Below are 24,338 nucleotides of genomic sequence, written 5' to 3'. Positions count from 1 at the left end.
AATCGATTCGCGCCTTGGGGCGGTCATCATGCCGCGTGCCCCTCAACGGCGGAACACGGCATGAGCGGCCCTCGATTTTTAGCGACTCAGACCTACTATGCGGCCGATATCGACAACCAGAAACAAGCCCAGCAACCAGCCGCTGCGCGTATTTCCGGTAGACGCCGCGAAGGGGCCTACTCTGTTCGGATGCAGCAAGTATTGCGCAGAGGCATTTACCAGCACGCCGGGGGCAATGCCATATTGCGCATGCACGTCGAAAGCAAACGTGTTTTGCTGCACCGGTGCATTGCTAAAGCCGCTTGCCGCACTGAGCTGTTGTTCAAATGCAGCGCGTCCGTCGCTCAACCGGATGTAGCGTACCGTCGTGCCCACGACCGCCGCCGGATTGCCTTTGATAAATCCCCCGTATTCGGCGCCCCCGAATGCTTCGATGGGATAAGCATGCCCCGGACCGGGGGTGATGTATGCGCCGCCGTACAGGGCGACGTTCCGAGGAACCGGGCTCTCCGAGTCCGCCGCTCTCCAGACGACTTTTCTGGCCTGCCCATACACGCCCCATGTACCGCTACCATGCGTGACCGCGGTGCCGAAGGGATTGACCGCCTGGCTCGATCCATCCACATTTCGCAGATCATCGGTGTAAGGGCTTGTGTCGTGGTAGATACCGGCTTCAAGATTTAGGGGATACCGGCTGCTGGAAAAGTCGGTCGTGTGCATAACGTTTCCCACCCAGACCCAACCCTTCCGCGTGCGGGTGCTCCAATCCCACCCTGTCGACTGGCTGAAAAGTGCGTAATTGTCTTCGATCACGCCGAGGCCCAGGCGGGTATGGGGGGACAGCGAGTATGCCATCCTTGCGCCCCACACCGACTTATCCAGTGGCGGGACCCCTACCGTTATGAGCGGCGTTGCCGCATAGCGTCCGGCGCACATCGTTGCAACCATGAAATCGTCAATCAGGTTCATGCGACCATATTCCACATGCAACCGTTTATTGAACAGGTCGTGGGACAGCGTCAGCTTGACGAGATTCGATGTTGTGACGGTTGCGGGGAAAGGGGCAAAGCCCGCTGACACCTCCGATGAGAAGTTGCCCGTATTGTGTGAAGGAGGCTCCCACGCCTCCGTGATATGGAATTGCGTGTTCGGTATGCCTATCAGCTTCTGTAGATCGAGGTTGACGGACATATACAACGTGGCGTAGTCGACGGACTTACCCTGCTTGACACCGGTAGTAAGGTTGGTGAAGTAGCCGTTCGTAAAGAACAGGCCGAGATTGATCCCACGTTCATCCAGTGCATCGCCGATCCCGCTCAGTGGCCCCTTTCTCGGCGGAGGAACCGCGCCTGTCGGAGGGCGAGGGCTTACGCTTGCGAGACCCGGGGGGTTATCCCCTGCGTCACTCTGGGTCTGCCGGAAAACGCCTTTGACGGCCCTTTTTCCTTTTGTGGAATCCTGCGGGCTTTTGGCCGCGACGGGGGCACTTGCAACGGGTGCGCTGTCGGCGGCATCGGCTTGTACAGTGGACGACTGCGGATCTGCGGCGGTCGCCATGACAGCGAATGACGAGAGTCCAATGCCCACGACGACTGCCTTGACATGATGCGTGATATCGGTGATGTGTTTCATGTCTCCTCTTTTTTATTCAGCTTTGGCCGGACCGGGATCTGTTGTCCGTCGGTTCCGCTTCCCATTCTCGCGACTGTCGATAGCCTCGTTGGCCAGCACCTTGCGCGCGGGATTTTCGGGTTATAAGAAGTATGTTGCGTTGATTGATACGTAGGTATACTAATTTAATTGAATGTATCCTCCCGATACATTCTTTCGACGGCTATCCGTCATCGTTTCTACTGACGGTAATGCGCGTGATGGGCCGCCAGGTCGTCAGAATGGGCGAGGCACCGATATGTTCGGTGAGGTTCATGCGTCGTCTCCTGCCGGCGGTTTCCGCCATGGCAATATTATTTTTCTACCGGATTGCTATTTCAAGGCTGACCAAAAATCGTCGGCACTTGTCTTTTCAAGATAAAACACCCACTGCCTGCTATTGCCCCTGCAGCCCGGTTCGTGACTGTATTCATTGACGCGTTGCAGGCGCAGGGAAGTGTCTGGAACATCTCGATCGCGTCACTTGTCAGTCTATCGTGCACGACAAACGGATGATCGTATCGCGACGTTTATGTCCGCAGGGTGTATTGGTTTCTGGTAGGGCAAGTGGTTGAGATTAGGCAGACGGCGGTACGTCGTGTTCGCGGACATTTTTCGCGAATTTTTGTCGGGCAGCCGGGCACGACGGTTCCATGCATCGAATGCAGGATCATCAGGCCGGGGTGTTTTACTAACCTGGATGGCGTCGCTGATGATCCGTTCCATCGATATTGCGCTGGATACACCCTGCGGACATTCGCCGGGCAACCGCATCGCGCTTTCCGGGCGCACGATAGACTAAGCTACGTCTTGATCCAAGACATTCTAGAAACTCGCCGGTAGATACCATTACCGGCATATCGTATGCGGCTGCCTGTTGCAGTCCATCCACAGAAAGAGGGAATAGCGATGACGATTGTCAAAGTGAGCAAGAGCGTCAAACTGAAAGCCGGCGCGCCGGAGGTCTGGAAATTCGTCAAGGATTTTGCCGGCTTCGCCTCCTGGCAACCGCACATCAATTCAGTCGAGATGCTCCCCAATGGTGATCGGAAAGTGCACTTCAAGCGCGGCAACACCATGCTCGATCGAATCAAAAGCCTTGATGACGGGGCGATGCGCTTCACGTACGAGCTGGTGCCTGGTCAGGAAACACCGCCTGGCGCGCCCCCGATCAAAAGCCTCGACGCGACGTTCGCTGTGGCGGCTGACGGCCCGGGGTCGGAAGTGACGTACACCATCGAGGCGGATGTCCCTCCGGAACTTGCGGAAATGGCCCCGAAAGGCATCGGCGGGGATGTCGATGGTGCATTGGGAGGTCTGGTCGCCCATTTCGGAGCCCAGTAAAGCGGCGTGCGGTGATGCGGACTGACGATCCGCTTTCGTGGGTGTCGGCAAAATCCACGGGTGGGTCGATGTTTATACAATGGCATTGGTTGGTGGTGCGTCCTGGATATGCTTTGCTCGGCGCAGCGGGGCGACCAGCGTTGCAATGAGGCCTACTACCGCGACCGTGGCGGCGCCACCAAGCACGATCGCCGGCACCGTGCCGAACCAATACGCAGTCAGGCCAGATTCGAATGCACCAATCTGGTTTGAGCTGCTGATGAAGATTCCGTTGACCGCACCCACCCGTCCTCGCAATGTGGCGGGTGTACGCAATTGCACCAACGCGCTGCGGATGTGAATGCTTACCATGTCCGTCGCACCGATTGCCGCGAGCAACAGCAGACTGATCGGCAGGCTACGCGCCAAGCCAAAGGCAACGGTCAGAACCCCAAACAGCGCAGTTGCGCCTAGCAGCACGACGCCGACATGTCGCGTCACCGGCGAACGGGTGAGCCACAGGCCAGTCACGACAGCGCCGATCCCTGGTGCGGCGCGCAGCAGCCCGAGTTCCATCGGTCCGACACGCAACACATCGAGCGCGTATATCGGCAATAGCGCGGTTGCGCCGCCGAGCAGCACGGCGAACAGGTCGAGAAGCATCGCCCCGCCCAATACCCGATCGCGCCATATCAGATGGAGGCCCGCGAAGGACGGACGGAGCCCGGACAGATGGGTTGGCGTATCCGAGCGATTCAGCAACGTTGCGGCAAGAATGGCCGCGATAACGAATAAGGCGAACGCCGCCGAATAGGCAGCAGTCGGTGCAAATGCATAAAGCCCTCCACCGATTACCGGTCCTACCATCGAGGCAATTTTTGCGATGGAGGTAATCCAGGCGATGGCGCGTGGTACATCGCGATTCGCAACCACGCTAGGTAGCAAGGTGGTGTTGATGGGGTGCTCGAATGCGCGGGTTGCCCCCGTCGCTAACGCTGCGCCAAAAAGCAGCACGGTCGCACCGGAGTCAGATTGTATCGGTAAGAGTAAGGCCCCCGCGGCCAGGGCATTGAGCCATTGCGCAAAACTCGCCACGCGTCCAGGTGAAAATCGATCCACCAACTGGCCGGCAGGCAATGCAAAGGCCAGACTGGGAACAAATTGGATAAGTCCCAGGAGGCCGAGATCAAGCGCTGACCCGCTGACCTCATACAGTCGCAGTCCCAGGGAGAAGGCGAGCATCTGGTTACCGAGTGTCGCACAGCACCGTAGTGCCCATACTGATAAGAACGCCCCCTTGAGCGGCGAGAACCGCGTGACCTCTTGCGTCATACAGCTTTTTGCGCCTCACTGGAAAAAGGCCCCGGCATGTCGGCGACCTGCTCATCGAAATCGGAACAGCCAGCCCTCGTTGTCGTCCCGTCCATATTTCGGGATGGTCCGGGGCTATTGTAAGTTCGATTCCGAAGGTGGCCATTCGCTGTTCGTGCTTGTCCACTGTGTGTACCGCATCGGGATTGCCGGCAGCACACCCAGCGAGGCTTCGAGGTTAAATCCGGGACCGCTGGAGGTTCATGGTCATCAGTCCTGCTTCCATATCCAGCTTGGTCTGCAAGAGATCTGGCAGATAACGGGTAATTACTTCATCGTATTCAATGGTCGCCGCAACCCAGACAATATTGATGCAAGCGATCACGTATTGATCTTGCATGACGGGCACCGCAATACTGGCGCATCTGGGATGCTCCAGCTCCTGGCAATTGCTATATCCGTTGGCGCGCGAGGTGCTGATCATTTTTTCCAGAAATGCCTCATCACGACTCAACGCATTATCCGGGTCCTGTGAGCGGCGCAGCGAGTTCAGAATATCCTGTCGTTCATCATCGGGGCAGAACGCGAGATAGGCCCTCCCGAGAGGGCTCTTCAGCAGATGGCGTTTACGGCCAATCATGCCTACATCGACCGAGAATGGGCTGAAGCTATGGGTGCTTTCTCGAATGATCATCGCATCGTTTTCAAATGTCGCGAGATCCGTCGGCCACAACACTTTCTCGCCCAGGCTTTTCAGAAGCGGTGCGCCGAGAGTTCGAATCCATTCTTCATCGGTGAAGCCTTCGCTCAAGTGGCGCACCTCGTTGGTCAGGCGAAATACGCTGTCCGAGACACTGCGATAGAGCAACCCGCGGTCCTCTAATGTCTCGAGGATCCGATAGACGGTAGGGCGAGGGAGGGTGAGCTCCGTAGCAATCTCGTGGGCGGTGGATGCACGAACCGTATTGAGATACTCAAGCACTTTAAGGCCGCGATCGAGCGAGCAGATTTTTTTATAAGTCATTAGCGTTTTCCCGGAGGAATATCCGACGTGGTGCCGAGGCGCGTAAAGCGCCTCAAGGCACCATACGGTCTGGTCGTGCTTTTTCAGAGGCGGGCGTGGTAACCGGTTCGTTCAGGTCTATCTTCATCGTAAAGCCTATAGCGGAAAGGCGAATTGGGGAATCGGGGCCGTCCCGAACGAGTCGCCGATCGCGTCCGTGGCGACGAACCGACGGCCGACTTAGGGTGCGCCATAAAGCAGCGCTGTAAGAATTTTTGCAAGGTGCGGTCAGTAAAAAGGCCTTGCCTCCGGGGATGCATCTTGGCGTGAGATACACAGGTCGGACAGCGACGAACCGCGTCTTGTCGCACTCGGACAAGGGCGCTACTGTGCGCTCTAAGCATAGCCATCCAGAGACTGCACAGGAGATACCGATGGTCAGTACACTTCAGAGAAAAACGGCCAGTGAGATGGCGCCGCCGGAACCGGGTTTGACGTCCGATGAGCTGATAGCACGCGCGGCGGGATTGCGCGATGCTTTACTCGAAGGGCAGGCCGCGGCAGAAGAGCGTGGAACGTATTCGCCGGAAATGCACGAGGCCTTCAAGAAGGCGGGGTTCTATCGTACCTTGCAGCCGCGCCGTTATGGTGGTTACGAGTTTGGCGTGCCGACTTTCGCGCGAATGATCATGGAAGTTGCGCGGGGTTGTCCAGGAAGCGGATGGTGTCTTGCCCTGTCAGCAGGGCATTCCCTGAACGTGGCGCAATTGTTTGGCGAACGTGCGCAAGAGGAAGCGTTCGGTCCGGATGGGCACTTCGCCGCCGCGGCGCGGGCCATTCCCTCCGGAACCGCGACCCGGGCGGAGGGTGGCTGGCGTTTGGAAGGTACATGGGATTACTGCTCAGGGGTGCCGTATTCGACACACGTGATGGTAGGTGTGAGGCTCATCGAGGAGGGGGGCGCGCCGCAGGCAGCGGTTGCCCTGGTGCCGCGAACCGAGTGGACGATGCTGGATAACTGGGGCGATTTTATTGGTATGCGTGCCAGTGGCTCCAACACGGTGCAGATGCAAAATGCCTGGATACCGGATCACTATCTGGTGCGGGAGGATTTCTTCGCGCCGAACATCTCCCAGGGAACGGAAGGCGCGCGCCTGCATGGGAATCCGATGTACGCAGGAGGAACGCTCGGGTTTTTCCAGACCGAGATCAGTTCGATCATGGTAGGGGTCGGATATGCGGCGCTGGATGAATACGAACGCATCATTCGTAGTCGGAAAGCGTTCGGCCCCAATGCGGCCCTTCAATCCGAAACCCCGGATTACCAGCGCCCTTATGGCATTGCGCTCGGAAAGCTTGAGGCGGCGCGTCATGCCGTGGTGGGTGCGGCGCAGGAATATATGGATCTCGCACGGCTGGGGATGGAAAAGAAGCGCACCTACCTGCGCTCGGACGACCAGCGTCTGCAAGCAGGATTGCAACATGCCGCGCAGCTGTCGTTCGACGCGGTGGACATGTTGTATCGCGCCGCTTCGACCAGTGCGGCCGCACGAAATGGCACGCGAATGCAGCGTTACTTCCGCGATATCTCCATGGCGCGCACCAACCCTGGATTGCAGTTCGAATTAAAAGCCGCGGATCTGGCGCGTCAACTGTTCGCGGAACGAGACCAACTGCAAGGGAGCAAGCAGCCGTGATCGATGCAGAGCAAGCTCGCGGTCGGCAGAGATCGCATGCCGCGGCGACGGTCCGCGGTGCCATCCCGATTCCGGAACCCGAATTGACGCCGGATGAAATGATTCGGCGTGCTATTGCGATGCGCGATACGTTACGTGAGCGGCAACCGGCCACGGAAGCGGCGGGGCGCATCCTTCAGGAGACCAACGACGAATTCGTGGAAGCCGGTTTTTACCGGATCGTGCAGCCGCGCCGGTTTGGGGGTTACGAGTTCGATCTGCCGACCTATGTCAAGGTAATGAGCGAAGTGGCGCGCGGTTGCCCGTCGAGTGGATGGGTACTCGCGTTGACGGCCGGTCATCCCCTCATTCTCGCCGACCATTCCGAGCAAGCTCAGATCGAGGCCTATGGGGTAGACGGAGAATACCGTTGTCCGTCTCTCGGCTCGCCGATCCCGGTGCAGCCTGTGGAGGGAGGCTATATCGCGTCCGGTTTCTGGGATTTCGCTTCCGGTTGCGACATCGCGACGCACATCATGGCGAGTGGTTTGATTCCCCAGGAAGGCGCCGCTCCCAAGCCGGTCCTCATGTTGATCGATCGCAAGGACTATTCGATCATCGATAACTGGAAAATGATGGGGATGCAGGGGACCGGGTCACGCCGTGTCGTCGTGGAAAACCTGTTCATCCCGGAGCATCGTGTCTCGCCGCTGGCGATGTGGGTGGGTATCACGGGTGAAAAGGTGCATCCAAATCCTATGTACAACGGACGTAAGGCGGGGTTCTTCATGATCGAGGGTGGCGCCGTGCTGATGGGCACCGCGCGTGGCATGCTCGATCTGTACGATGCGCTCTTGCGAAATAAGCCGATGCGCTTCTCGCCGAAGACGAAACTGATGGAATCCCATGAGTTTCAGCATTACTACGGCCTGGCTCAGGCATTGATGGACAATGCTGACGCGGCGGTTCTCAAGGCGGCCCAGGACTACATGGATGCGTGCGCGGCGCAGTCGGAGCAGGGTATCGAATTCTCGGAGGAGGAAGACCGAAGAATATTCCTGATGGTCCAGCAGGCCACTCGCCTCGCGTTCGAGGCAGCGGATCGCATTTTCACCACGGCCGGCACGCAGATCGGGCAAAGCAAGTCGATGCTCGGGCGATACTACCGCGACATTGCGATTCAGCGCACCCATTTCACGCAGCAGATGGATCGGACTGCCGTGAACTTCGCGCGAATACACTTTGGGTTTCCGCCCCTTTCACCGTTCTAATGGATGCGATCATGCCTTCTGACGAGATAGCATCCCGCATTCGCGAGCATTTCAGGTCGCGGCGCGGTTATTGGAATGACGACTGGGAGCGGTTGCTACTGGCGAACCCTGCGTACGTCGCCGCGTATCTGGAGTTATCGGCGTACACCGCGGAGCGCGGCTGTCTTTCGCCAAAGACGCGTGAATTGATTTACGTTGCGACCAACTGTTCACCAACGCATTTTTTCGAACGCGGTGTGCGGCAACATGCTCGTTTTGCGCGAGAGCACGGTGCATCACTCGAAGAGTTGATCGCGGTGGCCATGGTTGTCAGCATGGTTGGGGTACAGACATACCTGCTCGGGGCGCTCGCGCTTGAGGAGCTTGTGCCTGGCGTACTGTCCTCGATCGATCATAAGTCATATGTCGAGACGGTACACAAGAAGCATCTTCAACTTCTCGGCGCGGCTCTGCCGGAAGTCCATGCCGCGATCGACGTCGATCCCGCGTTCTATGATGCGTGGTTGAACTTTGCTTCAGCGGCGATGGGTGAGAACGGTCCGCTTTCGGCAAAGGACTGCCATCTTGTCGCCTTGGCCGCGTATGCGCAATGTACCCAGTTGTCAGGGCCGGGAGTACGGCAACATATGCGCGCCGCGCTCGCGAACGGCGCTACGCCGAACGAAATCATGGATGTATGCAAGCTGATTACCAGTATGGGCGTGCATGCGGTGGTATTGCCTGTTCCCGTTTTAATTGACGAGTGGGGAAAGTCACCTTGAATACAACGCCGCTTCACTATGACGCCGACGGTTTGACATTTCGCGGTCAGCTAGCTTGTCCCGAAGTACCAGGCAAGGTGCCCGGTGTGTTGATTTTCGCCGAGGCGCCCGGCGTGGGCCCTCATGTAATGCGCCGTGCCGCGGCGCTCGCGCAACTGAATTATGTCGCGCTTGCCGCGGATCTGTACGGGGATGGCGTCTTGTTCGACGATCCGACGACAATGCGCGCCACGGTCGATGCGCTGAAAAGCCATCCCGATCGGCTGCACGAGCGTCTGCGCGCGAGCCTTCAAGCACTTGCTCGGGTCCCGCAAGTGGATTCGACGCGCATCGCGGTAATTGGTTATTGCCTTGGCGGCTGGTGGGGCTTGGAGCTGGCTCGTACGGGTGCGCCGCTTCGGGGCGTGGGCGTTTTTCATGGCGCCTTGACGCCAACGCAAGCCGATACCGCTGGCCATATAAAAGGAAAGGTGCTGGTATGTTCGGGCGCATCCGATCCGCTGGTGCCGCAGGAACAAATTAAAGCGTTTTCCGAGGAGATGTCCGTGGCAGGGATCGATTGGCAAGTCCACCTCTATGGCGGCACGTGCCACGGTTTTACCAGTCCCGAGGCAGGCAGCAATCCGCGTCCCGGCTTCGGCTACTCGGAAACGGCCGATCGACGTTCGTGGGCGGCGCTAAGTTTATTTCTTACTGAAATCTTCGACATGGAAGCACGCTGATGGAATTCGTGAACAAGACAGTCCTCATTACCGGGGCGGCGACCGGTATTGGTCGGATGACCGCCGTGGAATTAGCGCGCTTGGGGAGTCGCGTGGTCATCGCCGATCTTAATGGGGCCAAGGTCGAGGAAGCTGTTTCTTCGATTCAGGAGGCGGGTGGCGACGCGATGGGCGTGCGCTGCGACGTTACGCAGGACGCTGACGTCACCGCCCTGATGGAGGCGACAACGGCACGATACGGTGCGGTCGATCTGCTGATCAACAATGCGTCGATGCCGCCGATTGCCGGGCGAATTGAAGATATTCCGTTTGATGTATGGGAAACGGCACTGCAAGTGAATGTGCTTGGCTATGTGCGCATGATACGCGCGGTACTTCCCGCGATGATGCAGCGAGGCAGTGGTTATCTGGTCAACACGGCGTCATCGCTTGCCATTCTGCCCGATCCGCCCACGCGTTTTCAGATTCCCTATACGACAACCAAAGGTGCGCAGCTCGCAATGAGCTACGGCATGGCGCATGCGTTGCGCCAATACGGCGTACGCGTGTCGGTTTTCTGCCCGAGCATCACCGCGACATCCGATCGGCCTGGAGGCCAGAGCATGACCACGTCGGGTACGGCGATCCCCAGTATCGACGAGTTTCTCCATGGCGTGGACCCCAGGCGCGGCAAGCCCGCCACGGCGGAATTTGCGGCTTCCGTGTTGATCGACGGCATTCGCCACGAGACGTTTCTGATCAGTTCGCAGGTCGGCTATGAAGAGCAGATCGTCGAGTTTGCGCGCTCCGGCCTCGATCCTCTCGCTTTGATCGTTGGTGGGGCGGGGTGATCATGGGACGAGTACGCTACCTCGATCGAGAGGACCTGGCTCCGGAGTACCAGGATATCCCGCGCATGAAATCCAATATCACGCGTGCGCTTGCCCATAGTCCCCGGGGGGCCCGACACGTTGCAGGTGTCGGAATGTATCTCCGGCACGAAAGCGCGCTGAATCCCCGGTTGCGTGAGCTCGCGATTTTGCAGGTGGGATACGCTACCGGCAGCGAATACGAATATGCCCATCATGTCGATGTCGCATTGTCGTTTGGCGTCAGTGAGGCCGACATTCTCGCCATTGCCGCGGACAGCGCCGGCAAGGCGTCGTCACTCGAACCCATCGCTCGTGTTGTCCTGCAAGCAACGCGTGAGCTGACCGAGCGATTGACGCTCAGCGATCAGACGTTTGCGGCGTTGAGCGAGGCGCTGCCGCCAGACGCATTGATTGATCTGCTTATTGCCATTGGCGAATATAACGGCATGGTACGGATCATGGCAGCGCTTCAGATTGATCTGGAGCCGGAATTCTTGCCCTATCTGGAGCGGTTTCCACTTCCCGTCCGTAACGTTTGACGTACGACGTTTCTTTAGAAGGTGTGACAATTATGGACTTGGGACATGTTGGTATTCACGTGCGTGATTTCGATGCCATGCTCGGCTTCTATCAACGCGTGTTCGGCTTTGTCATCAGTGACAGCAAACGCGGGCCTGAACGATCGATTGCCTTTCTGACGTCAGAGCCGGATATCCATCATCAATTCGTCATCGCTAGCGGGCGGGGCGCTGATGATCACTCGCGCGTCATCAACCAGATCTCATTTCGCGTATCCGATCTTGCTGAGCTGAAACGCATTGGCAACGCATTGAAACATGAGTCTGTTGAGGAAGTCGACATCATCACGCACGGCACCGCGTGGTCGATTTATTTCCGTGACCCCGAAGGAAATCGCGCCGAGGCGTTCGTTGATACGCCTTGGTATGTTGATCAACCATTTCGCGCACCAATCGACCTAGACCAGCCCGAGGAAGTATTGCGTCGAGACACCGAGGCGTTGTGCCGTACGCTTCCAGGATTTCAAGGGATCGAAGCTTGGCGGCGCGACCTGATTAGACGCTTCGAGTCGGAGAAGGCCGCTCAATAAGGTGCATTCCTTCAAATCGTTGAATCCTCCTGTTAAACGACGATCAGGGAAGGGCGGTATTGATTGAAAGGAGAGGCTGTGCCGTTGATTCGGGCAGCCTCTTTGACGTTAACGGGTCTGGTTGAAGCATTGTCCCGCCAATCGCATTGCGCGAGAGATGATCGAGTCGGTTTCACACACTGTCTGATATCCACGCAATCTTGATGTCATTGACAGCTTGTTTTCCGCGAGTACGGGGCTTCGTCAGAAGACGAGATAAGGAACCGCGCATCCTTGCACGAAGCGATAATCGGAAGGCTGTTCCAACCCACTCTCGCCTGTCGATTCACACGGCGGACACTTGCGCGGCGTGCTTGGAAGCGATAGCCCTGTGACGCTACTCTAGCGATATCGCAATGTGCCGTGGAGTAGTGCGTGAGCTTGAACGGAAAAGCGTTTATCGTCGGTGCGTATGAGCACCCAGCCCGAGACTTGCCAGATCGGTCGGCGGCGCAAATTCATGCGGAAGTGGCGCTGGGCGCCCTTGCTGACGCTGGACTCGCGCTGAAGGATGTGGATGGTTTTTTTTGCAATGGCCAGCTTGGTTTCGGCGCCATCTCGCTAGCCGAATATATCGGCCTGAAGAATCTGCGCTATACGGATTCGACTTTTACAGGTGGATCGTCCTATCTTTGTCACGTCGGTCATGCGGCGCTCGCGGTGGCAAGCGGAAAGTGCCGTATCGCGCTGGTGACACAAGGCGCGCGTGTCCGGGGAATCGTTCGAGGTGCGAAACTACCTCCTGAAACGCCGGAGTATGCTTTCGAGACCCCTTACGGCGAAACCAATATCGGTATCTATGCGCTGGCGGCACAGCGCCATATGTACGAATATGGAACCACCGCCCGGCAACTTGCCGAAGTGAAGGCGGCGGCCGCGTTTCATGCGCAGTTCAATCCGAACGCGTTGCTGCGCAAACCGGTCACGGTCGAGGAGGTGCTCGCATCGCCTTTCGTTGCCGATCCACTGCGACGATTGGATTGCTGTGTCGTTACCGACGGCGGCGGTGCGGTGATCGTGACCACTCCGGAGGTGGCGGCCGACTTAACGCGCCAGTCGGTGAAGGTGCTTGGCCACGGTGAAGCGATCAAGCACACCATGTCGGGTCGTCTGGACGCGACTTATACCGCTGCCGTTTGGTCGGGTCCCGCGGCCTTCAAGGAGGCTGGGGTAACGACGGATGATATCGATTACGCCTCTATCTACGATTCCTTCACGATTACCGTATTGATGACGCTGGAAGATCTTGGGTTTTGCAAGAAGGGGCAGGCTGGTGCGTTCGTTGCGGACGGCGCGTTGCGCATTGGCGGTCAACTCCCTGTCAATACCGATGGCGGTGGATTGTGCAACAACCACCCAGGCTATCAGGGCGGTATGGTCAAGATCATTGAGGCGGTTCGTCAGCTTCGTGGTGAAGCCAATCCGGAAGTACAAGTCAAAAATTGTGAAGTCGCACTGGCGCATGGCACGGGCGGGGGTATCTCCCGGCTGTGCAGCGCGACGTTGATTCTTGGTCGAGGTGATGCATGAATGCGCCCCAATTACCGGTGCCGGCGCCGCCCGTGGTCCCGGAGACAAAGCCGTTTTGGGATGGCACGAAGGCCGGTCGGTTGATGTTGCCGCGTTGCCCGCGGTGTAGCTTTGTCATCTGGTATCCGCGGCAATTCTGCCCAGAGTGCGGACATGATTCGGTCGAGTGGTTCGAGGCAAGCGGACGCGGGACGGTTTACAGCTTCACGATCGTTCACCGCGGCGAAGGGGCGTATCGCGAGACACCGTCCTATGTGCTCGCCTTGGTCGACCTTGATGAAGGGCCGCGCGTGCTGACCAATATCGTCGACTACGATCCTGCGCAACTGAAAATCGGCCTGCCATTAAAAGCGGTGTTTTGCGATGCGGGGGATGACGCTGCCTTGCTTCGTTTCCGGCCACTTCTTACCGATATAACATAATGACAAAGATCTTTTCCTCGCCAGAGGCTGCAGTAGCGGACATCCCGAACGGATCGACTATCGCCATTGCCGGCTTTGGCGTGGGACACAGCTATCCGAACAGTTTGGTGATCGCGCTGAAGGAGCAGGGCGCGAGCGATCTATGCGTGGTTGCCAATTCGCTTGGTGCCGGAGAATTTCGGCCGGAGCTACTGTTAGAGAACGGGCAGATTGCCAAGGTCGTTCTATCCTTTTCAGCAAGGCCCGGATTTCCGTCTCTTGTTGAGCAACGCGCCGCTGCCGGCGAGGTACAGCTTGAAATGGTGCCGCAAGGCATTCTGGTGGAGCGCCTGCGTGCCGCTGCTGCCGGGTTGCCGGCGTTCTACAGTCCGGTGACTGTCGGAACCCCGCTGGCCAAAGGCAAGGAAGTGCGCGAGTTCGGCGACAAACAATATGTGCTCGAACACGCTCTACCGGTTGACTATGCACTGGTGCGAGGCTTTCGCGCAGACACGAATGGCAACGTCGAGTTTCGCGGCAGTAGCACGCATTTCCATCCTAGCTTCGCAAAGGGTGCGCGGGTTGCCATCGTCGAGGTCGAGGAAATCGTGGAGGCCGGTACCATCGCACCCGAGCGCGTCGGCTTGCCGGGTATCTTCGTGTCCCGTATCGTGCTTACGACCAGGAAAATCGCCATACCCAAGGGTGCCCTCAGGCGTCGAGCGCCGGATAGCCGGCGAGAGTATTTTGGCAAGCCGGCCTTGTCTCGAATGGAATTTGCGCAACGCGCCGCGGCGCTATTGCCGGAGCATGGTTACGTTAATCTGGGCTCCGGGTTGCCGACCTTGGTGGCCTCGCATGTCGGCGGGCGAAGCATTACGCTCCATGCCGAGAACGGTGCCTTGGGTTACGAGCTACTCGATGATTCGGGGGTGCCGGATTCCGATCTCTTTGATGCCGCCGGCGGTTTTATAGAGATGCGGCCCGGCGGCGCATTGTTCGACAGTGTCGTGTCGTTCGAAGTAGCGCGTTCGGGCAAGCTATCAGCTGTGCTGCTGGGTGCGTATCAGGTTGCACAAAACGGCGACCTTGCCAATTGGAGCGTACCCGGTCAGGTAGGAGGGGGTATTGGTGGCGCGATGGATCTGATCGCTGGCGGAAGCAAGCTCATCATCGTGATGGAACATAGCGACAGCAAGGGGCGCGCAAAGCTGGTACGGGAGTGCCAATATCCCCTTACCGCGCCGCAATGCGTCGATATGATCGTCACGGATCTTGCTTTGCTTGTGCGTCGCGGAAACCGGTTCGTACTGGAAGAAGTGGCTCCTGGCTTCTCGCCAGCTGAAGTCCAGCAGTTGACCGATATGGATCTAGTGATCGCGGACAACGTTCGCGTCATGCATGCCGATACCAAACCCGTGTGAGGAGCCATGCTGCATTGCAATGAGATGCTGCCACGGCGATGATCGATTTGCATGAACAGGACGAATTACAACGTAAGCGGCCGGTCATCCCATCTAGCGTCCGACATTAGCGTGTAAGAGCATACGTTTCCACGATCATGGAAGCGGGCACGTGTACCCTATAGAAGAGCAGTCCCATAAAGGCAGAACCCGTCGTACCTATTCGCGTGAATTTCGCTCCGATCTGGTCGCACAAAGTCAGCAACTCGGCATGTCGTGCTCCGCACTCGCGATCTCGCATGGCATGAATCCCAATGTGCTGCGTCGTTGGATCAAAGAATCTGGGCAGACACCCGCACCGAAGAAGGCAACGCAGCACATTGATACGGTGCCGGCCTTCATCCCGTTGCCAATCGCGCTCACGCCACCTGCGCCCGAGAGCCCTGCGGTGCCGATGCGCATCGAAGTGCAGCGCAACGGCATCACGATTGCCATTGATTGGCCTGCTGAGCGCCTGAACGACAGTGCCGCCTGGGTGCGGGAGATTTTACGGTGATCCGTATCGACGCCATCTGGCTCGCCATCGAGCCCATGGACATGCGTGCCGGCACCGAGACCGCACTGGCACGTGTGGTCAAGGTCTTCGGCGCCGCACACCCGCACCATGCCTATGTGTTTGCCAATGGCCGAGCCAATCGGATCAAGGTGCTTGTGCATGATGGATTTGGCGTGTGGCTGGCAGCCAGGCGTTTGAACACGCGCCGCTTCGTCTGGCCGCAACGTGGCGTCGGGCAACCATTGCCACTGTCCTCGGAACAACTCGCAGCACTGGTGCTCGGCCTACCTTGGCAACGCCTGGGAGAAGACGCGGTCGTGCGTGTCACCTGAAGGACAATCGGCACGTGCGCCAATAGGCGAGGTCCTCTTGCCCTGGCACAATAGCGCCTATGATCGATCCGACACAACTCCAGTCCATGAGCGCAGAAGAACTGCGTGCACTGGCCGTGCAGTTGATATCGGATGTGCGTCACAAAGAGGCCGTCAACGCGAAGCTCACCCACGAGATCGCGGTACTGCGGCGTTTGCAGTTCGCCGCCAAGAGCGAGAAGTTGCCGCCCGAGCAGCGTAGCTTGCTGGACGAGGCAATCGATGCCGACCTGATTGCCGTCGAACACGAACTCGCGCACATGTCCGGGCAGCCGCCGCGCGAGACCGAGGCGAACAAGCCGCGCCGCGCGGCGCTCCCAGCAGCATTGCCGCGCGTCGTTTTACACCACGAACCCGAGTCAACGCTGTGCCAGTGCGGCTGCCAACTCAAACGCATTGGCGAGGATGTCAGCGAGAAGCTGGACTATACGCCGGGCGTGTTCACGGTCGAGCGACACATCCGGGGCAAGTGGGCGTGTGCGAAGTGCGAGACGCTGATCCAAGCCCCCGTCGACGCGCACGTCATCGATAAAGGCATTCCTACGGCGGGGCTGTTGGCCCACGTATTGGTCGCGAAATACAGCGATCATCTCCCGCTTTACCGCCAAGAGCGCATCTTCGAGCGCGCGGGCTTCGCCATCCCTCGCTCCACCATGGGCGCGTGGATTGGCGCATGCGGGGTGCAGTTGCAGCCGTTAGTTGACGCCCTGCGTGCGCAAATTGTTCAGCACCGCGTGCTGCAAGCGGACGAGACACCGGTCTCGATGCTGGTGCCCGGCAAACAGAAGACGCACCGATCCTATCTCTGGACTTACTGTCCTGGCGCGTTCGAGTCAATGAAGGGCGTGGTCTACGACTTCGCTGAGAGCCGTGCGGGAGAACATGCTCGTGCCTTCCTCGGCAACTGGCAGGGCAAGCTCGTTTGCGACGACTTCAGCGGATACAAAGCCTCATTCGCCCAGGGCGTGACGGAAATCGGCTGCATGGCGCATGCACGGCGCAAGTTCTACGAGTTGCACGCGAGCAATAAAAGCCAGATTGCCGAAGAGGCGTTGACCCACATTGGGCAGCTCTACGACATCGAGCGCGAAGTACAAAATCTAGAACCCGATGAGCGTCACGAACGACGACAGAAACGAAGTCGGCCCATTGCCGATGCGCTTCATACTTGGATGCTGCTGCACCGTCAGCAAGTGAGCGAAGGCTCGGCGATTGCCAAGGCGCTCGACTACAGCCTACGTCGCTGGGAAGCGCTCACGCGATTCTTGGACGATAGCCAATTGCCCATTGATAACAACTGGGCAGAAAATCAAATTCGCCCGATCGCAATTTCCCGTTCATTCTGCCCATATCGGGCAGGAAGTCGAGATTCATTATCGTTGGCATCCGCTGTATGGGCGTCGCGTCAAGGTTAAAGACATCGAGCGTCGCGGCGGAGGTCAGGTCGTCCATGTGGAGGCGGACCCCGGTGTAATCAGGATGATCGCGGGATGGATGCTCGATGCCGCGATTTGTTCAGCGATGGTTCTCGGCGAACCGAGAGTTACCGTAGCGACACTGCATAATCTGCATCAATTGCTGGTCGATCTGCATTTGCGGGGAAACTCTCCGGACGGTTCCACCAACGTCCGGGAGAAACGCAATGGGCAATCTGCCAAACGTCGTTCCAGCAGGTCAACAGTTATCGCGGTCGATGCCGCCCCAGATGAACCTGATGTTCGACGCGGTCGAGCTTCAGGGGATGAACGCGGTGCAACGGGCAAACACGCTCAGGCATCTCGCATGCCTGTTGATGCAGGCGGCGGGCATCCCGACTGCGAAGGGGCGTAACGATGACGAATGATGATCGTTTGCCCGCAGATCTTCTTAAACGCAAGGCGGTAGTTTATGTCCGACAGTCCAGCCGAACGCAGGTCCAACTGAACCTCGAGAGCCGGCGCCGGCAGTATGACCTCGTGCAGGAAGCAAAGCGACATGGATTTCGCGACGTCGAAGTCATCGACGACGACCAGGGACGCTCGGCGAGCGGCACAGTTGCGAGACCGGGCTTTGATCGTCTGGTCGCGTTATTGTGTGCAGGCGATGTCGGCGCAGTGCTTTGCCTGGACGCCTCACGCCTTGCCCGCAATGGACGCGACTGGCATCATCTGCTCGAGCTCTGTGGTCTCGTTCAAGCGCGGGTAATCGACCTTGACGGTGTGTACGATCCTTGCCGGGCAAATGACCGGCTATTACTTGGCATGAAGGGCAGCATCAGCGAATTCGAACTCAACGTGCTTCGAACGCGCATGCACGACGCCAAACGAGAGAAGGCACACCGTGGTGAATTACGTATCAGCGTGCCGGTCGGCTATATCTGGCATCGTGATGTTGGTCTGGGTTTCGATCCAGACGCACGGTTGCAGGAAGTCATACGCCTGATTTTTACTCGTTTCCGGCAACTGGGCAGCGCGCGGCAGGTTCTGCTGTCGATGAACGCTGAACAGGTCCACTTCCCGCGCCCCTCTGACGGCCGGACGCTGACGCGGGTCGACTGGACTCCAATACGCTACCGTAACGTGATTTCGGTGCTCAAGAATCCGTTCTATGCTGGTGTCTACGCGTATGGCAAGAGCGGCAAGCAGATGACGATCGTCGAAGGCCGGGCACGCAAGAGCTACAAGCACCGCAAGCCGTTTGAGAACTGGGACGTCATGCTCCGGGAACACCACGAAGGCTACATCGACTGGGCGGAGTTTGAACGCAACCAGAAGAAGCTCGCGACAAATGCTTACGGCAAGGCGGGCGACGTAAAATCCGGTCGTGGTGGCCGCGCGCTGCTCGCTGGCCTGCTTGCCTGCGCACGCTGTGGACGTCGCCTGTCGGTGGCCTACGCTGGACGTATCCCGCAGGCCGTGTACCGGTGTGACCGCTTCGACACGTCAGCGCGATGTATGAGGTTCGGTGGTTCCCGTATCGATGCGACTGTCAGCAAGGAGCTTCTGCGCGTCGTGGAGCCATTGGCGATCGAAGCGGCACAACAGGCTGAGCAAATGCACATGGATACCCTGAACGAGCAGCAACAGATCGTGGAACTCGAACTGCAGCAGGCCCAGTACGAGGCCACGCTGGCTGAGCGGCGCTACGCCGCCTGTGATCCCGAGAACCGCCTGATTGCCGCGCAGCTGGAGAAGAACTGGGAAGCGGCATTACGTCGTGTACAGGCCTGCCAGACGCGCGTGGAGACGGTGACTGCACCAAAGGCGCAGGCTCCCCTGCCTGACTTTACGAAGCTCGCCGAAGATCTTCATGCTGCGTGGAATGCACCGAGCGTCGCCATGCGCACACGTCAACAGCTTGTTCGCGCGCTCATCGTCGATATCGTTGCCGACGTCGACGAGGCTACACGCGAAATCATTCTGACGATCCACTGGCAAGGCGGTCAACATTCCCGGCTACGGATTCGCAGGCCGCGAACTGGCGAGCATGGCTGCAGTACGTCAGACGAAGCGCTCGCGGTTATTCGCAGCATGGTAACCCGATGGTCCGACGAGGACATTGCTGCATCACTGAACCGCATGGGAATACGCACAGGACAGGGCAAGACCTGGACCGCACATCGTGTCAGCTCTGTACGGCATGTCCGCGATATCCACGCCTACAAGTCGGCAGATAAGGATGGCGACTGGCTGACGATGTCTGAGGCAGCGAAGGAGCTTGGTGTCACTCACTACATGATCCGGCGTTTGATCAACGATCGGATTCTGCCTGCCGAGCAGGTCGTGCCTGATGCCCCATGGCAGATTCGGACGATCGATCTGCACAGCGAAGCGGTTACCGCAGCACTGGCGCGCAAGTATCGCCCGTGTCGCAACGATGTCGAAGGCCAGATCCCAATGTTTATCCAGGTTTCAGAAGGAGGTGCACAATGAACGCCCCGTTGCGCTGGGCAGGAAGAATTGGCTGTTCGCGGGTTCATTGCGGGCAGGCAAACGCGCGGCGGCAATCATGAGTCTCGTGCAGTCGGCCAAGCTCAATGGTCACGATCCGTACGCCTATCTCAAAGACGTACTAAATCGATTGCCAACCCATCCGGCACGGCAGATCGATGATCTCTTGCCGCACAACTGGCAGCCCACGGCAACCTAACCCGTCATCCACCATCGTCAAGATGGGATCACCAGCCGCTTACATTACAACAGGAGCGTAAACCCTTGTTAAGCGCGGCCGTTGAGAAGGTATGGTGAGCGCGGCATTCGTTCTGGTCTGAATCATCGAGCAAAGAGGACGAGCGAACAACGCACATGTTGCTTTCCAATCCGCGGCATCTTAATAAAAATCTCATGCCACATGCGCTAACGTTCGATACCGCAGAGGTACAGCTGGCGCTTGATACGAGACATCACATCTGGAGAATACGAGGCTGGAGCTGGCCGATCTGACAAAATTCAAGTAACAAAAGCTTTCCTCCTTGTCGCCCACGAGCAATCTGCGGTCCGGTTGCTCGTCGCGATAGATGCACCTATTTTTTTGGGGGCACTGCGCTGATGATGAGCGCTGGTACCAAGAAGTGCTTTCCAAATAAATAATAAGGAGGAGACTTTGGACCAGAATTGGCTCTCAGCATCACTGTCGCCGTCGAGTCGTAAGATCATCTCGCTGGCGTCGTTGGTTGCTTTCCTCGGGACATTCGATTGCGTGGCGGAGGCACAAACATCTGAGAGTACGCAAGCATCGCAGATGTCAGTTGCGCAAGCACCGCCATCGTCGGCGGTTCCCGACCTGTCAAGATCGCTTTCCACGGGCAGCTTTGATTGTCAAAAGTACGATCAATACAATACCCGTATCATGAGCACGATCTACTTGCCATCTACATGCGATACCGTCTTTCCAAAATTATTCGGCCTTCGGCCCTGGCTGGCCGAATCCGGTTGGGGTATACAGGCATCGATTTCACCTGTGGCGGAGTATGACGTTTTAAACCGCTATCGGTCTGGGTCGCAAAACTACGCCGGGCAACGTGCTAGCGCCTATTCCATTACGAACATCTACGTTACCTATGATTTGAGTCGTATCGGGTTTCCCCTCGGTTCGCAATTTACCGGCAGCGCTTCTCAGATTTTTTCTAACGGTAGAACGGGCGAGGCGCCCGTGATGGACCCGGCGATGACCACGTTGGCTATCAGCGTGCCATTGTTTGGGAATGCACTTGAGTTGAAGGCTGGTTACCTGCTGACCGTGCAGGACTTCGTGGGGATGAACCTCACCGGGAACGCAGGGTCTGCCGCACAGGGGTTGCAAAGCTCCATTCCGGCGCTGGTAGGCATGAGCGTCTACACGCCCACGCCTACCGCGGAGGTTACTGTCAGGGATCCGTGGACAAAGAACTTTTACTACCATTTTGGGGTGGCGCGGAGTATCAGTTCATCCGGTGCAATTGTAGAGTTGTCGGAAAATCCGACGGGCTTCAGATGGCGGACCCCGGATACCGGGCCGTTGTTTATCAATGAAGTTGGCTATAAAACCGGTGTGTCGAAAGACAGCAAGACAATCTGGGCGAGAGCCGGCTTTATTTACAATACAACCGACTATACGAGATTCAATGGACAGACAGCGAGCAATAACTATGCGGCGTATGCCGGGTTTACCATGCAGCTCCTCAAGAATGCGAACAACCCAGGAGGATTGAGCCTCGATATCAAAGTGGACGCGGCGCCCTCCGATCGCAATTTGTTTACCAAGGATTATGCGGTCAATCTGTTCTATGTCGGCCCTTTTGCGAGCCGCCCATACGACATGATATCGGTTGGTTTCAGCAAGAGCTATGAAAGTAGTAATTTGCAGGCGATCGAAGCGGCACGCGGCCTTGTCAATACTTCCACCGTATCCACGCAAGGCGCCATTTCATATTCGTATCGCGTACGGCCGGGGATCTATTTGATCTCGACGGCATCGTTGATCACGAATCCGGGAACGGTGGCGGGCGAGAAGCTGCCAAGGGCACTGATCCTCAATGAGAAGTTGATGATGTCGTTCTAGATCCATGAACCTGGGCTACTCGCCGATATCCCCCGGGGAGTAGCGCCAATATTGATGATGTCATCGAACGTGAGGCAGGCACCGACGCAATGAGGATTACCGATTGGGCATCTATGATGCAAGAAAAAATGAATCTGTCTGCTGAAACGCGATCCTGTATTTCCTCGCCTCAGGCGATCATCAATGAAGCGCGCAATGGCCGCATGTTCATCCTGGTCGACGATGAAGATCGTGAAAACGAGGGTGATCTCGTCATTCCGGCCCAGATGGCCACGCCGGACGCGATCAATTTCATGGCAACGCATGGTCGAGGGCTGATTTGCCTCGCAATGACCGAGTCGAGGGTCGAACAACTGAAGCTTGAACTAATGAGTCGTTCCAACGGCACACGCCATGAAACGGCTTTTACCATATCGATAGAAGCGCGAGAAGACGTCAGCACGGGCATCTCGGCAGCGGATCGCGCGCGTACGATCTCTGTCGCGATAGATCCCACAAAGGGGCCGTTGGATATCACCAGCCCTGGGCATGTCTTCCCTCTACGAGCCCGTGATGGCGGCGTTTTGATCCGGGCCGGTCATACGGAAGCATCCGTGGATGTAGCACGTCTCGCCGGGTTGAACCCGTCCGGTGTGATCTGCGAAATCATGAAGGATGACGGCACGATGGCGCGGATGAACGATCTTATCGCGTTTGCACAGCGGCACGATATGAAGATCGGCACGATCCGGGATCTGATCGCCTATCGGTTGCGTCACGATCATCTGCTCGAGCGCAAGGCAACCACGACGTTCACGAGTAAATGGGGTGGCGAGTGGCTGGCCTATGCATACTGGAACAAGGCCAACAAGACCGAACAAGTGGCTTTGGTAAAGGGGATCATCGACCCGAGTCGGCCTGTGCTCGTACGAATGCACGCACTGTCTATTTTTTCTGATGCCTTTGGTGAGGCAGGTGCGGAATCGGGTCACCTCGCCCGGTCGATGGAAATGATCGGGGAGGAAGGGGCCGGTGTCGTGGTGATTATCAACAAGCCACAAACGGATGCCTTCGCCGCGACGGTTCGGTTTCGTAACCAAGGTGATCGGGACGCGGAACTCAGGGAGCTACGCGACTACGGCGCCGGCGCGATGGTGCTTGCTGAACTCGGCGTTCAGCAAATGATCCTGTTGACGAATCATCGTCACAGCTTGTCCGCGATCTCGGGATACGGCTTGTCAGTTGTCGAGGAGCGTCCGATCACGGTTGCTGTATAGCAATCGCAGGCGGGCAGGATGACTGGAAGAATAATATTCCAACGATATGTCTCGGTTATTGCTGCCTGTGGAATGCTATCGACAACATCGTTTCAAGACGGAATTTGGTTCTGTTTGATCGATAGCCACACGTAATAATTAGTCGCGGTCGTATGGCGTCGTTATCTGACAGATCAGAAAAAAGGTAGATTCAACCGGTCGTCGCAACACCTTATTCTCGGAGGTGTCTCATGGGTCGTCCAGGGCAATGGATTCAACAGTTCACGGGCCGAGGAGCAATACATTCGCTACTACAACCACGATCGCATCAAAATGAAGCTTAAGGGCTTAAGTCCTGTTCAGTACCGTTAAAAGTACGTGGATGATTTGAAGATGCGGATTACGTCACCTCGTACGTTCCCAAGGACGCACCGGCAACGGGCCTAATTCTGCGCGGTTGATCGACTCTGTTGATAGCCTCGCAACTCCTCGTTGGACGGCCTAATGATACGTAGCGCTGAGGTCACCGCTAGAAACGACATAGTTGCAGCGACAATGAGGTCTGGCCACGCCGAACCTGTCCCAAATACGCCGAGCGCAGCGAGTAGTACGGCCAGGTTGCCGAGGGCGTCGTTACGGGTGCACAGCCATACGCTGCGCATGTTGCTGTCCCCTTCCCTGAATCGGTAGAGAAGCGCCGCGACGGTGCCATTGGCTAAAAGCGCACACGATCCTACGGCGCCCATGATCGGAACATTTGGTATCCGGTCAGTCGTGAAATGCCATACTGCCAACGCCAACACCCAAACGCCGAAAGCGAGCATGGACGCAGCTTTGAGGCGCGATGCCTTCACACGAACGTCGAGAGTCATTCCGAGAACAGCGAGGCTGATACCGTAGTTCGCCGCGTCGCCCAGAAAATCGAGCGAGTCAGCGAGAAGAGAAACGGATTCGCCCCGAAAACTAGATGCGAGCTCTACGGCAAACATAGCGCCATTGATCACCAGTGCGATCCACAGCAATTTGCGATATTGGGCGCTCGATTCACGTGGTGGCTCATCACAATGATGGCAGCAATCTCCTGGCATAGCGCCCTCGCTGAGGTTCTG

Annotated in this window: 21 protein-coding genes and 3 pseudogenes; 20 read left to right on the top strand and 4 right to left on the bottom strand. The window is 57.6% G+C overall.

Annotation, left to right across the window (positions count from 1 at the left end; genetic code table 11):
* Positions 1 to 78 precede the first annotated feature (78 nt).
* Complete coding sequence (locus tag SJQ66_RS24325; RefSeq protein ID WP_320534644.1) at positions 79 to 1,632, bottom strand: carbohydrate porin; 1,554 nt, start codon at positions 1,630 to 1,632, stop codon at positions 79 to 81.
* A gap of 927 nt (positions 1,633 to 2,559) precedes the next feature.
* Here SJQ66_RS24325 and SJQ66_RS24320 point away from each other — a divergent pair.
* Positions 2,560 to 2,994, top strand: coding sequence for an SRPBCC family protein (locus SJQ66_RS24320; protein ID WP_253465332.1), 435 nt, complete (start codon positions 2,560 to 2,562; stop codon positions 2,992 to 2,994).
* A 72-nt stretch (positions 2,995 to 3,066) separates the two neighbouring features.
* Here SJQ66_RS24320 and SJQ66_RS24315 read toward each other — a convergent pair whose 3' ends face one another.
* Positions 3,067 to 4,305 (bottom strand): MFS transporter, encoded by a 1,239-nt coding sequence (locus SJQ66_RS24315; RefSeq protein ID WP_320534643.1) that lies wholly within the window; start codon positions 4,303 to 4,305, stop codon positions 3,067 to 3,069.
* A gap of 217 nt (positions 4,306 to 4,522) precedes the next feature.
* Entirely contained in the window at positions 4,523 to 5,308 is a 786-nt protein-coding gene (locus SJQ66_RS24310) for a helix-turn-helix domain-containing protein (protein WP_320534642.1), read from the bottom strand.
* A 413-nt stretch (positions 5,309 to 5,721) separates the two neighbouring features.
* Between SJQ66_RS24310 and SJQ66_RS24305 the strand changes: the two genes are divergently transcribed.
* The 19 genes and pseudogenes from SJQ66_RS24305 to SJQ66_RS24215 all read left to right on the top strand — a co-directional run.
* Positions 5,722 to 6,984: an acyl-CoA dehydrogenase family protein gene (locus SJQ66_RS24305; RefSeq protein WP_320534641.1), complete on the top strand. Its 1,263-nt coding sequence runs from the start codon at positions 5,722 to 5,724 to the stop codon at positions 6,982 to 6,984.
* On the top strand, positions 6,981 to 8,234 hold the full coding sequence (locus SJQ66_RS24300) for an acyl-CoA dehydrogenase family protein (protein WP_253465686.1): 1,254 nt from the start codon (positions 6,981 to 6,983) through the stop codon (positions 8,232 to 8,234). Before SJQ66_RS24305 ends, SJQ66_RS24300 begins: the two co-directional genes overlap by 4 nt.
* 11 nt (positions 8,235 to 8,245) lie before the next feature.
* The gene (locus SJQ66_RS24295; protein WP_253465683.1) at positions 8,246 to 8,995 is read left to right on the top strand and encodes a carboxymuconolactone decarboxylase family protein; all 750 of its coding nucleotides are present in this window, start codon (positions 8,246 to 8,248) and stop codon (positions 8,993 to 8,995) included.
* Complete coding sequence (locus SJQ66_RS24290; RefSeq protein ID WP_320534640.1) at positions 8,992 to 9,717, top strand: dienelactone hydrolase family protein; 726 nt, start codon at positions 8,992 to 8,994, stop codon at positions 9,715 to 9,717. The genes SJQ66_RS24295 and SJQ66_RS24290 overlap by 4 nt, the downstream gene beginning before the upstream one ends.
* Positions 9,717 to 10,547 (top strand): SDR family NAD(P)-dependent oxidoreductase, encoded by an 831-nt coding sequence (locus SJQ66_RS24285; RefSeq protein ID WP_253465677.1) that lies wholly within the window; start codon positions 9,717 to 9,719, stop codon positions 10,545 to 10,547. The genes SJQ66_RS24290 and SJQ66_RS24285 overlap by 1 nt, the downstream gene beginning before the upstream one ends.
* Positions 10,548 to 10,612: 65 nt before the next feature.
* Complete coding sequence (locus SJQ66_RS24280; RefSeq protein ID WP_253465674.1) at positions 10,613 to 11,107, top strand: carboxymuconolactone decarboxylase family protein; 495 nt, start codon at positions 10,613 to 10,615, stop codon at positions 11,105 to 11,107.
* Between the two features lie 32 nt (positions 11,108 to 11,139).
* Positions 11,140 to 11,676: a VOC family protein gene (locus tag SJQ66_RS24275; RefSeq protein ID WP_253465671.1), complete on the top strand. Its 537-nt coding sequence runs from the start codon at positions 11,140 to 11,142 to the stop codon at positions 11,674 to 11,676.
* A 414-nt stretch (positions 11,677 to 12,090) separates the two neighbouring features.
* On the top strand, positions 12,091 to 13,245 hold the full coding sequence (locus SJQ66_RS24270; RefSeq protein WP_253465668.1) for a thiolase family protein: 1,155 nt from the start codon (positions 12,091 to 12,093) through the stop codon (positions 13,243 to 13,245).
* The gene (locus SJQ66_RS24265) at positions 13,242 to 13,667 is read left to right on the top strand and encodes a Zn-ribbon domain-containing OB-fold protein (protein WP_253465665.1); all 426 of its coding nucleotides are present in this window, start codon (positions 13,242 to 13,244) and stop codon (positions 13,665 to 13,667) included. Before SJQ66_RS24270 ends, SJQ66_RS24265 begins: the two co-directional genes overlap by 4 nt.
* Positions 13,667 to 15,070, top strand: a complete 1,404-nt coding sequence (locus SJQ66_RS24260) for a 3-oxoacid CoA-transferase (protein ID WP_046153926.1) — start codon at positions 13,667 to 13,669, stop codon at positions 15,068 to 15,070. Before SJQ66_RS24265 ends, SJQ66_RS24260 begins: the two co-directional genes overlap by 1 nt.
* Before the next feature lie 151 nt (positions 15,071 to 15,221).
* Complete coding sequence (locus SJQ66_RS24255; protein WP_320533725.1) at positions 15,222 to 15,605, top strand: transposase; 384 nt, start codon at positions 15,222 to 15,224, stop codon at positions 15,603 to 15,605.
* Positions 15,602 to 15,937, top strand: a complete 336-nt coding sequence (gene tnpB, locus SJQ66_RS24250; RefSeq protein WP_320534639.1) for an IS66 family insertion sequence element accessory protein TnpB — start codon at positions 15,602 to 15,604, stop codon at positions 15,935 to 15,937. The genes SJQ66_RS24255 and tnpB overlap by 4 nt, the downstream gene beginning before the upstream one ends.
* 59 nt (positions 15,938 to 15,996) lie before the next feature.
* Positions 15,997 to 17,370, top strand: a pseudogene (gene tnpC, locus SJQ66_RS24245) (IS66 family transposase); the annotation flags it as partial.
* Between the two features lie 248 nt (positions 17,371 to 17,618).
* Positions 17,619 to 17,819 (top strand): hypothetical protein, encoded by a 201-nt coding sequence (locus tag SJQ66_RS24240; protein WP_320533730.1) that lies wholly within the window; start codon positions 17,619 to 17,621, stop codon positions 17,817 to 17,819.
* Positions 17,809 to 19,887, top strand: coding sequence for a recombinase family protein (locus SJQ66_RS24235; RefSeq protein WP_320533729.1), 2,079 nt, complete (start codon positions 17,809 to 17,811; stop codon positions 19,885 to 19,887). Before SJQ66_RS24240 ends, SJQ66_RS24235 begins: the two co-directional genes overlap by 11 nt.
* A pseudogene (locus SJQ66_RS24230) lies at positions 19,883 to 20,104 on the top strand (transposase domain-containing protein); the annotation flags it as partial. The gene SJQ66_RS24235 and the pseudogene SJQ66_RS24230, both read left to right, overlap by 5 nt.
* Before the next feature lie 699 nt (positions 20,105 to 20,803).
* Positions 20,804 to 21,994: a carbohydrate porin gene (locus SJQ66_RS24225; RefSeq protein ID WP_253465661.1), complete on the top strand. Its 1,191-nt coding sequence runs from the start codon at positions 20,804 to 20,806 to the stop codon at positions 21,992 to 21,994.
* Between the two features lie 128 nt (positions 21,995 to 22,122).
* Complete coding sequence (ribB, locus tag SJQ66_RS24220) at positions 22,123 to 23,250, top strand: 3,4-dihydroxy-2-butanone-4-phosphate synthase (RefSeq protein WP_253465657.1); 1,128 nt, start codon at positions 22,123 to 22,125, stop codon at positions 23,248 to 23,250.
* Positions 23,251 to 23,523: 273 nt separating this feature from the next.
* Positions 23,524 to 23,601, top strand: a pseudogene (locus tag SJQ66_RS24215) (IS3 family transposase); the annotation flags it as partial.
* A 71-nt stretch (positions 23,602 to 23,672) separates the two neighbouring features.
* Here the strand turns inward: SJQ66_RS24215 and SJQ66_RS24210 are convergent.
* Positions 23,673 to 24,233, bottom strand: coding sequence for a cation efflux transmembrane domain-containing protein (locus tag SJQ66_RS24210; protein WP_320534638.1), 561 nt, complete (start codon positions 24,231 to 24,233; stop codon positions 23,673 to 23,675).
* Positions 24,234 to 24,338: the final 105 nt, after the last annotated feature.

Source organism: Robbsia andropogonis (assembly GCF_034047095.1).
Classification (GTDB): domain Bacteria; phylum Pseudomonadota; class Gammaproteobacteria; order Burkholderiales; family Burkholderiaceae; genus Robbsia; species Robbsia andropogonis.
This window is presented reverse-complemented; position numbering and strand designations above follow the sequence as displayed.

What these genes read in the sequence shown, in the direction of transcription:
- SJQ66_RS24325 (WP_320534644.1), bottom strand. Translation starts at nt 1,632, where the DNA reads ATGAAACACATCACCGATATCACGCATCATGTCAAGGCAGTCGTCGTG.
- SJQ66_RS24320 (WP_253465332.1), top strand. Translation starts at nt 2,560, where the DNA reads ATGACGATTGTCAAAGTGAGCAAGAGCGTCAAACTGAAAGCCGGCGCG.
- SJQ66_RS24315 (WP_320534643.1), bottom strand. Translation starts at nt 4,305, where the DNA reads ATGACGCAAGAGGTCACGCGGTTCTCGCCGCTCAAGGGGGCGTTCTTA.
- SJQ66_RS24310 (WP_320534642.1), bottom strand. Translation starts at nt 5,308, where the DNA reads ATGACTTATAAAAAAATCTGCTCGCTCGATCGCGGCCTTAAAGTGCTT.
- SJQ66_RS24305 (WP_320534641.1), top strand. Translation starts at nt 5,722, where the DNA reads ATGGTCAGTACACTTCAGAGAAAAACGGCCAGTGAGATGGCGCCGCCG.
- SJQ66_RS24295 (WP_253465683.1), top strand. Translation starts at nt 8,246, where the DNA reads ATGCCTTCTGACGAGATAGCATCCCGCATTCGCGAGCATTTCAGGTCG.
- SJQ66_RS24285 (WP_253465677.1), top strand. Translation starts at nt 9,717, where the DNA reads ATGGAATTCGTGAACAAGACAGTCCTCATTACCGGGGCGGCGACCGGT.
- SJQ66_RS24280 (WP_253465674.1), top strand. Translation starts at nt 10,613, where the DNA reads ATGAAATCCAATATCACGCGTGCGCTTGCCCATAGTCCCCGGGGGGCC.
- SJQ66_RS24275 (WP_253465671.1), top strand. Translation starts at nt 11,140, where the DNA reads ATGGACTTGGGACATGTTGGTATTCACGTGCGTGATTTCGATGCCATG.
- SJQ66_RS24265 (WP_253465665.1), top strand. Translation starts at nt 13,242, where the DNA reads ATGAATGCGCCCCAATTACCGGTGCCGGCGCCGCCCGTGGTCCCGGAG.
- SJQ66_RS24260 (WP_046153926.1), top strand. Translation starts at nt 13,667, where the DNA reads ATGACAAAGATCTTTTCCTCGCCAGAGGCTGCAGTAGCGGACATCCCG.
- SJQ66_RS24240 (WP_320533730.1), top strand. Translation starts at nt 17,619, where the DNA reads ATGGGCAATCTGCCAAACGTCGTTCCAGCAGGTCAACAGTTATCGCGG.
- SJQ66_RS24235 (WP_320533729.1), top strand. Translation starts at nt 17,809, where the DNA reads ATGACGAATGATGATCGTTTGCCCGCAGATCTTCTTAAACGCAAGGCG.
- SJQ66_RS24225 (WP_253465661.1), top strand. Translation starts at nt 20,804, where the DNA reads ATGAGCACGATCTACTTGCCATCTACATGCGATACCGTCTTTCCAAAA.
- ribB (WP_253465657.1), top strand. Translation starts at nt 22,123, where the DNA reads ATGAATCTGTCTGCTGAAACGCGATCCTGTATTTCCTCGCCTCAGGCG.